This window comes from Stieleria maiorica, from assembly GCF_008035925.1.
GTDB lineage: Bacteria > Planctomycetota > Planctomycetia > Pirellulales > Pirellulaceae > Stieleria > Stieleria maiorica.
Map to the genome: position 1 here is coordinate 7,881,534 of NZ_CP036264.1, position 10,974 is coordinate 7,892,507.

The window sequence follows — 10,974 nt, forward strand, 5'->3', positions numbered from 1 at the left end:
ATTGTGTGAGCGTGAAAGTGATCCAAGGGCCTCCGAGACACTTGGATGCTTGAAGGAATGTTTCCTTCACGATGAGTCGAAAGTTTTTCAGGCGGCATTCATTAGGTCCTCCTGTTGGTCTGAGGGTATTTCTTCTGTGCCTTCCCAAAGCGGATCGCTAAATCCGAAGCGCATCTTGGTTTCCAAGTAAGCGGAATAGAGCGTGGGCACGATGAAGGACGTAAATGGTTCAGCCAGCATCCCACCGAAAACGGGAATGGCCATCGCACGAGCCACGTCGGCTCCGCGTCCGGTTGCAATCAACACAGGCACGAGTGCCGCAAGTGTTGTGACCGTAGTCATCACGCACGGTCGAATTCGCTTGAGTCCGGCGTCATAGACCGTATTGCGAATGTCTTCGACGCTGCTGACCTTGCGTCGCTTTAGCAATTGGTGGATGTAAGTCGCCATTACAACGCCGTCGTCAACGGCCAATCCGAACAGAGCGATAAACCCGACCCAGACAGCGGTGTTCAGTTCCACTTCCATCCATGCCACGAGCACCATGCCACCGGCGAAAGCGACGGGAATTCCAGTGAAGACTGCCATCGCAATTGGCAGGTTGCGAAACTCGAAGTAGATCAGAAGCAGATTGATCATGATGACAACGGGAATGATCCACATGAGCCTCGTGTTGGCTTCGATTTGGTTGCGAAAGCTGCCCACAGCTTCGAGCGAATAGCCTGCGGGTAAAGCAAGCCGGTTGGGATCAGATGGCGGTAGCAGTTGAGCTTCGCGAAGTTGTTTTTCAATCGCGGTGACCGATTCCAAATCACCCTTGGCGCCATTAGTCATAAACGACACGTGAGCAACTAAGCGTCCGTTTTCGCTGTTGATCGCACCCGGCCCCCACGTCGTCTCTAGTGTTGCGAGTTCCTCAAGCGGAACAACAGCTCCGCTGTGCGTCACGACTGGCAATCGGCTGAGTTGGTCGATTCGTTCTCGAAGGTCTCTGTTGTATCGAAGTCGAACCGGATAACGCTCACGGCCCTCGACGGTCTTGATCAGGTTCATTCCACCAAGGGCGGTCTCGATGACTTGGTTGACCATCGAAGCACTCATGCCGTAGCGGGATGCCGCCTCGCGGTTGACGGTGAATTCGATGTACGGTTTGCCGAGTACGATATCGGGGTTAACGGTTCCTGCGTTGACCAGCGGTGACGTCTTGAGCGTGGCGGCAACATCCATCGCGGCATCTGCCAGTGTGTCGAGCTTGTCGCCGTAGACGCGAATGGCCATCGGTGCTTTAATCCCCGATTGCAGCATCACGACTCGACCTTCGATTGGTTGCAAGGCGGAAGCAGGTGTCACACCGGGCAACGTAGCGACTTTGTTGATCTCATCCCACACGTCACGAGGCGTGACGCCTTCACGCCACTCGCTTTCCGGTTTGAGCATGACATAGGTTTCGACCATCGCGGCGGGAGCCGGGTCGAGTGCCGATTCGACACGCCCAATTTTCCCCAACACATCTTTGACTTCGGGAATCTGCCCGATCAGTACATCCTGAGTCTGCAACACCTGCATCGCCTGCGAGAAACTGGCAGCCGGATAGAGCGTCGGCATGTAGAACCAACTGCCTTCATCCAGTGCAATCCAGTCATCACTTTGCAGTCCGGTGAAAACGTGCTTGGCATCGACGTAGCCGGGAAACTGATTCAGGTCCGCTCCGAAAACGTTGGCGACCTTTTCAACTGGCCGCAGCACTGCTGGCATCCCAATCCATGCCCCGAGGCCAACGACTAACAACAGTGCGGGAAACGAAAGAGCAAACACCTTGTGGTTGAGTGCCTGCCGAAGGCGAGCGGCGTAGAGCCAGCGGACGAATCGGCTGGACGGAATTTCCTCGATTGGGCGAATGCGTTCCCGCAATAACTGCCATGCAAAGATGAAGCCAACGATTGTTGCGGCAAAAGTGACCATCCATGAGTCGATTCCGAAGTGCTCGGCAAGTCGTCCTCCCCACATGAAGTGAGCGGCTGCTCCCAGCAATGCCGCAAAACTGACTCCCGCCACCGACGCGGTTCGCTTCCGGTACTTCGCACTGCGAAGCATCAGTCGTGACATCGCAGGAACGATCGTCACGGCAGTGATCATCGCTGCTGCGATTGCAAACGTCTTGGTGTAGGCCAGTGGGGAGAAGAGTCGATAGTCACGGCCTGTGAGGAAAAACACCGGTAGAAAACTGACAATGGTCGTGGCAACTGCGGTGACAACCGCTGGAGCAACTTCGATCGCTGCCTCGTAAACGACATCAACGCGGCTCTTGCGACTCTCAACAGTCATTGCCTCACCATCAGCCTGTTCTTTCTCCCAGTCGGCAAGGTGCTGGTAGATGTTCTCCGAAACAATGATCCCCATATCGACCATCGTTCCGATGGCAATGGCGATTCCCGCTAGCGACATGATGTTCGATTCGACGCCGACAACGTGCATCGCGATGAACGACATCAGCACGGCAGCGGGGAGACAGATTGCGACGATGAAACTGCTGCGAATGTGCAGCAGGAATAGCAGGATGATGATTGCGGTGATCAGAATCTCGTCACGCAGGGCATGCGTGAGTGTTGCCATCGTTTCATTGATCAGCCCTGTGCGGTCATATACGCCGTGAATCGTAACTCCCTTGAGCGCTGGCGTGATTGCAGCAATCTTCTCTTTCACACGGTCAATGACCACGCGAGGGTTCTCGCCATAACGCATCACCACGACGCCGCCGACCGCTTCGGCTCCGTTGTAGTCGAGTGCTCCCCGGCGGAAGTCCGGTCCAAGCTGAACTTTGGCCACGTCCTGAACGCGAACGGGAACGCCATCACGCTGAGTGATTACGGTTTCCTCGATATCGCGGATTGCTTTTCGCTGATCGCCGTCGGTCCCAAGGAATCCCTTGCCACGAACGATGTATTCCATACCGGTCGTTTCAACGGTCTTAGCCCCAACATCCAAGTTGGAACCTTTTATGGCCATCGCCAACGCATCGAGTGGCACATCGTGAAAGCGAAGTTTGTCGGGATCGACTTCAATCTGATATTGGCGAACATAACCACCAATGGAGGCGACTTCGCTGACACCTTCGACTGCCTGCAATTCGTACTTAATAACGAAGTCCTGCATGCTTCGCAGGTCGGCCAAACCCATCCCGTCTTTGGGTGGTTGCAATGTGTAGTAGTAGACTTGCCCTAAACCGGTAGCGTCTGGTCCCAGTTGAGGAACAACCCCATCGGGCAATTGCGATGCGGCGGTCCCAAGCTGTTCTGAGACGCGACTTCGTGCCCAATAGAAGTCGATCTCATCCTTGAACGTCACCTGCACAAAGCTGTAGCCGAACATGCTTTTGCCGCGAACTGATTCCGCACCGGGAACAGCCAGCAATGAAACACTCAGTGGGTATGTGACCTGGTCCTCGATATCTTTCGGCGAACGTCCGGGCCAAGGCGTCAGAACGATGACTTGGTTTTCACCGACGTTGGGAATCGCATCAATCGGTACGGCCTGATAGGCAAACCAGCCACCGACACTCATCCCGACTGCAAGCAGCAGGACAAGCCAAGGCTCTTTAACACAAAATCGAATGATAATGTTTAGCATCGTGCTTCTCCTAATTCGGCATTCGTGCGATGGAGGGAGCCGAATCAGGCTCAGCGACCGCCATGTCTCTCACCACTTCGCCGCAGCGAAGCATTTCATCTCCCCAATACGGATTGGCAAGTTCGCCACCGGGTTGCATCCAGTCGCCGCCACCGCCCGGAACCATGGGGCAGTAGTAGTGGGTGAGTGCCTTGGCGGTTTTGGGTCCGCGAGCGATGATTGCGGCCCGCAGCATGCCATGACTGACAGCCCGATAAGCCTCGCGAGCCGTCTCCAGCGAGCCATCCATTCGCAACGCGGCTCTGCGAGACTTGGCTAGTTGCATCTGCGCGTCGTCGGGCACCTCGGCAGACATTTCCAGACGTGACAGCGAATCCAACATTGTGTTGAGCGCAACCGGTGGCGGAGTCATGTCCGCAGCCATTGCACATTGGATTTCGAAGTAAGCATCGTAGGCTTTGTCGAAGTCGCTGGCCGCATTGTCAGCCAGCATGATCGGTTGGCTGTTGGGAAGTTCGAGTGGCCCCGGTGAATGACTTGGCGCTTTACTCGGGTCCATCAGCGAGGGGTTCCCCGCAAGCTGCATCTGTGAGTCGATCAGGAAGTTGCCACCGGTAGCAACTGTTTCACCTGCGGCCAGCCCTTCGATAATCACCGCTTCGTCGTCGTTCATCGAGCCTACCGAAACACGGCGAATCTCAAATCGTCCCGGTTCGGTTTCCACATAGATCACTCCATTGTCACCGGTCAGCAGGACTGAATCACGCGGCACAGTGACAACTCGTTGCTCTGGCTGCGGCTCGGTCGCGTAACCAAGCTGGCTTGTCGGCACAAGGTCTCTTGCGCACAGGGGGCACTTGCCGGGTTGTTCGCGAATGACTTGCGGATGCATGGGGCTGATGTACTTACCAGCCAATGCCGGATCGTAGATCGCGTCCATCGGCACGGCGGGAACAGTAACGCGGGCGGTCGCATAGTCGCCCGGTCGCAGCTTGCCATCGAAATTCATCACTTCAACTCGCACGCGAACGGTGCGGGTACGCTTGTTGACCGTGGGATCGATGAACGCGACGCGTCCCGTAAACACTTCTCCCGGTATCGACTGAATTTCCGCTTCGACTTGCTGGCCGAACCGCACGTTGGCGGCATCGTCGGGAAACAGATCAAGCATCATCCACACGCTCGTCAGGTCAGCAATGCGAAACAGCTTTTGGCCTGTCTTCAGGTAGTCACCTTCAACCGCCGTCTTCTCAATGACAGTTCCGCTTTGTGGTGACTTGATACGAATTCGAGATTGCGGATTGCGACTCGATTTGAGTGAAGCGATTTGCGCTTGGGTCATACCTAGCTCGCTAAGGTTTTCGCGAGCCATGTCCTGTAAGTTGCTGTCTCCAATCTGGAATCGCTTGGACGAACTGCCTTCAAGGCTGGTGACGAACTCGGTTTGTGCAGAATAAAGTTGGGGACTGTAAATCAACGCGAGGTCTTCACCTTCTACGACTTCCACGCCAACGTAGTCCGCGTACATATTTTCCAGCCGTCCGTCGATGTAGGCTGAAATTGTCGAAAGCCGACTTTCATCAAAATCAATTGAGCCGATCGTACGAATCGTTCGCGTCATTTCGCCCATCTTGGACATGGCCGTCTGAATCCCGACCAGCCTGCGAGCCGATGCTTCGATGGTGACAGAGATTCCGTCGCCTCCACCACTGCTGGTTGCTTCGACAAGTTCCATCGCACACACTGGACAACGACCCGGCTCGGTCGATGGAGGCGTACACATCATGGGACAGATGTAGCGTTTGTCTTGGCCACCACCACCTGATTCAGCGGCGGTTTCACCTGATGAACCGGAGAAGCCGTAAGCCGTCACCCACTCAGTTCGCTGAGCGACACCGATCAGAAACAACAGCAACGCTCCGACGGCAACAACTCCCGCCGATTTCACGCCGAAGCGAGTCAGCCATGACCAACCGCCAAGCTGGGTTTTGACTTTTGCGGGCGAGCGTTGTACCGCTGAAGCGTTGGTTCGGGCGGCTGCGTCGTCAGCGTTGCTTTCCTGACTGCTTTCACCGAGCGGTTCTTGAACGTCTTTTGGTTCTGAGCTTTCTGCCTCTGTCGTCGCATCAGAAACTGCTTCGGTGTGTTGGTCTTCTGATGGATTGACGGCGTCCTGCTCATCATCCAGAGCTGGTTTTTTGTCGTGTTTCATGGCAATTCTCGTGACGTACGTGTCCGTTACACGAAGTGATCGTGCGGATGACCCGGTGTTACGCGATTGGACAACGGCGATCCTTGTCGCGCAGCAACGAGCGGCATTCATTGCGTTGAGGAAAGCTGCATTGAGCAGACTCGGTCGCGTGCGGATACGTGCAGCGGCAACGGTCTTTAGTGCAGTTCGTGAGGCGGAAGTCTGCTACGACGAGCGCGCACAATTCCACAAGATCAGCGGATCTATAACCGCCAAACGCAGAAAGCAATCTGCGAGAAGTGAGGCTGAATCGGGCGACGAGCGAACTCGAAGGAACCCGAGAGCGGTGGCTGGACTGAGGTTGCAAAATCAACGACACAGGCAATGTTGACCGTCAATACCTCTCGCAGCTCCGTAGCGGGAGAGCGAGGCACAGGTGCATCAAAAGGCTTCGGAGCCGTCACGCAATGGCAGGCCGCTGCAAGAGCAGCAACTTGAATGCGCGAAGCGTGTTCGCCCGTTGGCTGCTCGCTGTCTACGGGAACGGGACCTTCCTGCAACTCCATCCCTTCAAAGGGATCGTCGGCAAAAGTAGAGAGATGGTGCTGATTCTTGCGGCCATGTCCACAGCATTCATCTTCTTCGCTCGTCGCTTCACCGCTGCAACAGGGGCACTTCGCTGTTTCCGATTGAACCGCGCAACAACCGCAACCTTGGCACGTAAATCCCGTCGCGACACCAGCGGAACAGTCCTGCTGAAGTACGTACGCCAAGCTCGGCTGCATTGTCACGACGACGATGAGTAAAAGATTGACGGCGATGTGGTTTACGCGGGCCATGTGAGTTGTTCGGAAGTTTCCTTCAATCCGATCCGATGATATACCCTGTGACGGTATACGGAGTATATCGGAATTTTGGCCGATTGGTACAAGTCCAATTTGTCAGAACCGGCAAGAATGCCACCTTATTGTAATTTGCGGAGCAGCAAATCATGGAAGTTCGACAAACAAATCCATCTGCAAAAAGCCGGAAGCGGCGATTGCTCGTGGTAGTGATGGCATTCTCCGTTGGTGGCTGTGCGACATCTCGTGACGTTTTGCAGAGCGATCTATCGCACACAAGGCAAGTGCCACGGGCTGTAGCCAACAGTGGGAATGTTATTGATGCGCAGGACGATGCCGAGCACTCCGCACCCAAGATAGCATCCCCTGTGGAAACCGTTGGATACGACGAAGAGCTGGCCATTTCGTCACCGTTGCGTCTCGCTTTGCAAACCGAGGGCGGTGAGGTCTCAGGCACTGATGATCATGAAGCTGTAGACGAAGCGTCGAATGAGGCTACAACGGACGAAGGCGAAGCGGTCAAAAATGGTTCGGACGAACTTGCTGAACCGATTTCAATGGGCGTTGCCAGTAATGTCCATGTCACTCAGCAGCCCGTCAACTACTTCGTGTCCACAGCACTGGCTAATCATCCCAAGATTCGGGCAGCTCGCAATCGAGTCGCGGCTACGTCGAATGTGATTCCGCAGGCACGTGCTCTGCCCGACCCGAAATTCAACAACACGTTCTGGCCTATTCAAGATCAGGCTTTGCAGACCGCAGGCGGTCGCGTGGGACATCAGTTCCAGCTTTCGCAGGGCGTGCCGTGGCCTGAAAAGCTGAGTGCGAAGGCTGCGATTGCCAGCCGAGAAGTCCAGATGGCTCAGGCGGAGGTGCAACGGATTGAGCGCGAAATCACCGAATCCGTTCGGTTGGCCTACTACGAAGTCTGGTTCGCAACGCGGGCCATCACAATTATCGAAGAGACTCGCGAGTTGGTCGATGATCTGACCCAAGTGGCTGAAGCCCGTTACAAGAGTGGTGGAACACAGCAGGATGTGCTTCGAGCACAACTCGAAGCGGATCGACTGGATGACCAGCTTGTCGTTTTGCGAAAGCAGAAGAAACAAGCCCAAGCTGATCTGGCTGCGTTGTTGCAGCAACCGGTGTCGCTGATTCCCGAAACGCAACAGGACATCGGCCTGACCAATGTTCCCAAGCAACTTGACGAACTGCTCGGCCTTGCGGAACAGTGCAGTCCGGAACTTCGTGCGTTAGCTTGGGAAATTCAACGAGACAGAGAAAAGCAGCGACTTGCCTGCCTTCAGAAGTATCCCGATTTCAACCTTGGCCTAAATTACTCGATCATCAACGATGACACGAACGTTATTAGTCCGGTTGCCAATGGTCACGACAACATCAGCTTCGTTGTCGGCGTGACGCTTCCTATCTGGCGTGAAAAGATCAACGCGGGCATCCGCGAGGCATCTCATCGAACAAGCAGCACGACGCAACGGCTGGAAGCCGAGCGTGATGCGATTCAGGGTAAACTTCGCCGCTTGATGGCGCAGGCAGATGCCTTGGTTGAGCAGGAAGGAATCTACGAGGACCGAATCATTCCGCGAACCGAAGACACGCTCAAGTTGTCGATCGCCGATTATCGTGGCAAGCGAACCGACTTCTTCACTTTAATTGAGACCTACCGCGAATTGCTAATGTTTGAGACACAATTGGCACGTATCGAAGCCACGCTGGCCGGAACGATCGCTCAAATTGAACGCACGGTCGGCTGCCCATACGGCGGAGAGGGTTAGAGAAACGCGCCCCATCCTCGGTGATCTCCCACTCACGTAAGACGAGGCCACTTTGCCGTAGAAAGCCCCGTTGACCGGCCCGTGCAACTGAGTCATTCCCAACCGAGCTTCGCTAGCTTTTGGCGAAGCTCTTTTCGTGCCCGGTTCAGTCGCGAACCAACAGTGCCTTCCGGGATGCCGACGGATTCAGCGATCTCTTGATAAGAAAGCCCCCGCTGTTCTTTAAGGAGCAGCACGGCTCTGAGCTCCGGTTCCAGACGTGATATGGCGGTTTCAAGCAGCTCGGCTTCTTCGGTTGCACCGATTCGGTCCGGATCGCTTGTCTCTGGTTCGGCGACAAGGGGAGCTGTAGCACGTCGTTTGCATCGACGAAGGTGCTGCAATGCTTCGTTGGTTGCCAGTCGGTACAGCCACGTTTCCAGCTTTGACTGCCCGTTGAATTGCTCCAGCTTGCGAAACATCGTTAGGAAGACGTGCTGCGTCAGATCGTCGGCATCCTGCCTGCCGACCATACGGATCATCAAGCCGTAGACATGGTCGCTGCATTGCTCGTAAAGCTGCTGCATTGCGCAGCGATCACCGGCGAGACAGGCATCGACCAATTGCTGAGTGGAAGCAATCGAAGTCGATTCGCGAATCGTTGTGTCTCCGTTCTCTTGGCTTGCTTCATCCAAACGCATGACCTCCCGTGACATTCGCATCGAACGTGTGCTTTCGAGAAGAACATTGCTCAGTCGCCTGAGCATTCTCAGATTTTCGAGTGAAGAAATCCGAAACTAGGGCATCGAAGTTTCCAGCATTGTTGATGTCACGCGAGAGCGCAGCGGTCTTCGACCGGCTGTGATTCGACAGTCGCGCATTGGTTGCCGAATTGGCCACCGTCGAAAAACCCATGTGCATCATCAGGAATGTACGCACGCTCGTCGCCGCGCCGCAAAAACGGGCGTCGCTGGCGTAACTGCTTGAAATCATAAGGGTAGCATACCCTGTCAGGGTATTGGAGGGTGTGCCTGAATTCACCGTTTTGCCGTGCCCGAATCGGTACGCAATAGTCCTGATCAAAAGGAGGATTATCCATGAAAACACCCAACAGAACAGCATTCGTGTGGGGCTTATTGGCGTCTGCCCTGCTGGTTTCCCCTGCATGTGCGCAGTCCTCGGACAAGCATCAGCATAGTGACGCAGGCTCAACGTCTGCCCCCGCTGATCTTGGAACGGAGCTGCGACAACTGCGGGGAAAGGTCGCGGAATTGGAAGCCGCTCTTGCCGCTGAGCACCGCGAGAAGTACGGCACAACCACCGCTGCCGATCAGTCAAAGATGAAATCCATGAAGGTGATGGGTGGTATGGGAAAAATGAGCGGCATGAAAGGCATGCCTCAGGATTCGGAAAGCCAAATGTCGGGCATGGGAATGATGGGTAATGGCATGGGTGGCATGGGTGGCATGGGAATGATGTCCGGGATGAAAGGCAAGAAAGGAATGATGGGCATGGGGATGATGGGAATGAACCCCGCCATGTCATCCGACTCAATGGCCGCGATGGATATGCCCTCGGCTTTGCCCGGATTCCCCGGGGCGTCGCATGTCTATCACATCGGCCAGACCGGGTTCTTTCTCGACCATCCTAAACACATCACGCTGACCGACGAGCAACAAAAGAAGCTCAACTCGATCAAGGAGTCATCGCTGCTGGCAACTTCAACGGCTGAACGCGAGATCGCAGAAGCCGAGCAGGAATTGTGGAAGCTGACTGCTGCCGATGAGCCGGACATTAAAAAGATCGAAGCAAAAGCTAAGCAGATTGCGCAGATCGAAGTTGAGACTCGAATCGCATTCATTCGCTCGGTCGGTGAAGCGGCCAACGTACTGACGAAAGAGCAGCGTCAGACGCTAGTTGGGGAGCGATAGAAGTAAGGCCGAGTCGTACAGACGAAATAGTGACTGAACCAAACAGAAAAGGAGAACCCTATGCAAACGAAAAGCAAATTGATCGGTGGAGTCAGTGTGGTTGGAGCAATCGTCCTTGGCATGGCGATCGCATTCACCGGACTGGCACACGCTCAGGACCAGAAACACGATTCGCACGGCAAGTCACACGACCATGCCCACGTGATGAAGATGACGAAAATGACGCACATCAAAACGCAGGCCGAGGCAGAAGCACTTAAGCCCGGCGATTCGATCGCGATGGTGTGCAGCATGTGCAAGATCGTCACCGTGCATCCCGTCGGCAACGACAAATCGCACGTGAAGATGCTGACGGTCGGCCAGACGCATACCTGTGCGTTGTGTAGCGGGGAGGTGACTGTGCAAGGCACTGGCAAGGGCGAAGGCAAGCATCAGGAAGTCAAGCATGTCTGCGGCAAGTGCGGTGAAGATGCCATGTTCGTGGTTGCCACCATGGCTGGCGATCACGAGAAGCACAGTCAACACAAGTGATTCTACTTGAGCATCGCGGTGAAGAATCGACTGGCTCGTGCATCAAAGCTCACGGAGGTGCGCCTGGTGTGCGGGCTGCG

At 55.2% G+C, this 10,974-nt stretch carries 8 protein-coding genes; 3 read left to right on the top strand and 5 right to left on the bottom strand.

Translation table 11 applies throughout. The annotated features are described in order from the left end of the window. Window positions 1-87: 87 nt before the first annotated feature. The 3 genes from Mal15_RS26785 to Mal15_RS26795 form a co-directional block, all read right to left on the bottom strand. Entirely contained in the window at window positions 88-3,627 is a 3,540-nt protein-coding gene (locus Mal15_RS26785) for an efflux RND transporter permease subunit (RefSeq protein WP_147870566.1), read from the bottom strand. Window positions 3,628-3,637: 10 nt separating this feature from the next. Further along, on the bottom strand, window positions 3,638-5,839 hold the full coding sequence (locus Mal15_RS26790) for an efflux RND transporter periplasmic adaptor subunit (protein WP_147870567.1): 2,202 nt from the start codon (window positions 5,837-5,839) through the stop codon (window positions 3,638-3,640). Window positions 5,840-6,081: 242 nt separating this feature from the next. After that, window positions 6,082-6,657 carry a hypothetical protein gene (locus tag Mal15_RS26795; RefSeq protein WP_147870568.1) on the bottom strand — a complete coding sequence of 192 codons (576 nt, stop codon included), beginning with the start codon at window positions 6,655-6,657 and terminating at the stop codon, window positions 6,082-6,084. 152 nt (window positions 6,658-6,809) lie between these two features. Between Mal15_RS26795 and Mal15_RS26800 the strand changes: the two genes are divergently transcribed. After that, window positions 6,810-8,453 (top strand): TolC family protein, encoded by a 1,644-nt coding sequence (locus tag Mal15_RS26800; protein ID WP_147870569.1) that lies wholly within the window; start codon window positions 6,810-6,812, stop codon window positions 8,451-8,453. A gap of 92 nt (window positions 8,454-8,545) precedes the next feature. On the opposite strand, the gene Mal15_RS26805 is transcribed toward Mal15_RS26800, so the two are convergent. Continuing rightward, window positions 8,546-9,154, bottom strand: a complete 609-nt coding sequence (locus Mal15_RS26805) for an RNA polymerase sigma factor (protein WP_233903046.1) — start codon at window positions 9,152-9,154, stop codon at window positions 8,546-8,548. Then, window positions 9,120-9,425, bottom strand: a complete 306-nt coding sequence (locus Mal15_RS26810) for a hypothetical protein (protein WP_147870571.1) — start codon at window positions 9,423-9,425, stop codon at window positions 9,120-9,122. The genes Mal15_RS26805 and Mal15_RS26810 overlap by 35 nt, the downstream gene beginning before the upstream one ends. Before the next feature lie 104 nt (window positions 9,426-9,529). Between Mal15_RS26810 and Mal15_RS26815 the strand changes: the two genes are divergently transcribed. Beyond that, window positions 9,530-10,363, top strand: coding sequence for a Spy/CpxP family protein refolding chaperone (locus Mal15_RS26815; RefSeq protein ID WP_147870572.1), 834 nt, complete (start codon window positions 9,530-9,532; stop codon window positions 10,361-10,363). 60 nt (window positions 10,364-10,423) lie between these two features. Beyond that, a complete protein-coding gene (locus Mal15_RS26820; RefSeq protein WP_147870573.1) occupies window positions 10,424-10,894 on the top strand; it encodes a hypothetical protein in 471 nt (156 codons plus the stop codon). Window positions 10,895-10,974: the final 80 nt, after the last annotated feature.

Bases quoted from the DNA above. Each gene is read 5' to 3' on its own strand.
- Mal15_RS26815 (WP_147870572.1), top strand. From the start codon at position 9,530: ATGAAAACACCCAACAGAACAGCATTCGTGTGGGGCTTATTGGCGTCT.
- Mal15_RS26800 (WP_147870569.1), top strand. From the start codon at position 6,810: ATGGAAGTTCGACAAACAAATCCATCTGCAAAAAGCCGGAAGCGGCGA.
- Mal15_RS26795 (WP_147870568.1), bottom strand. From the start codon at position 6,657: ATGGCCCGCGTAAACCACATCGCCGTCAATCTTTTACTCATCGTCGTC.
- Mal15_RS26810 (WP_147870571.1), bottom strand. From the start codon at position 9,425: ATGATTTCAAGCAGTTACGCCAGCGACGCCCGTTTTTGCGGCGCGGCG.
- Mal15_RS26820 (WP_147870573.1), top strand. From the start codon at position 10,424: ATGCAAACGAAAAGCAAATTGATCGGTGGAGTCAGTGTGGTTGGAGCA.
- Mal15_RS26805 (WP_233903046.1), bottom strand. From the start codon at position 9,154: ATGCGAATGTCACGGGAGGTCATGCGTTTGGATGAAGCAAGCCAAGAG.
- Mal15_RS26790 (WP_147870567.1), bottom strand. From the start codon at position 5,839: ATGAAACACGACAAAAAACCAGCTCTGGATGATGAGCAGGACGCCGTC.
- Mal15_RS26785 (WP_147870566.1), bottom strand. From the start codon at position 3,627: ATGCTAAACATTATCATTCGATTTTGTGTTAAAGAGCCTTGGCTTGTC.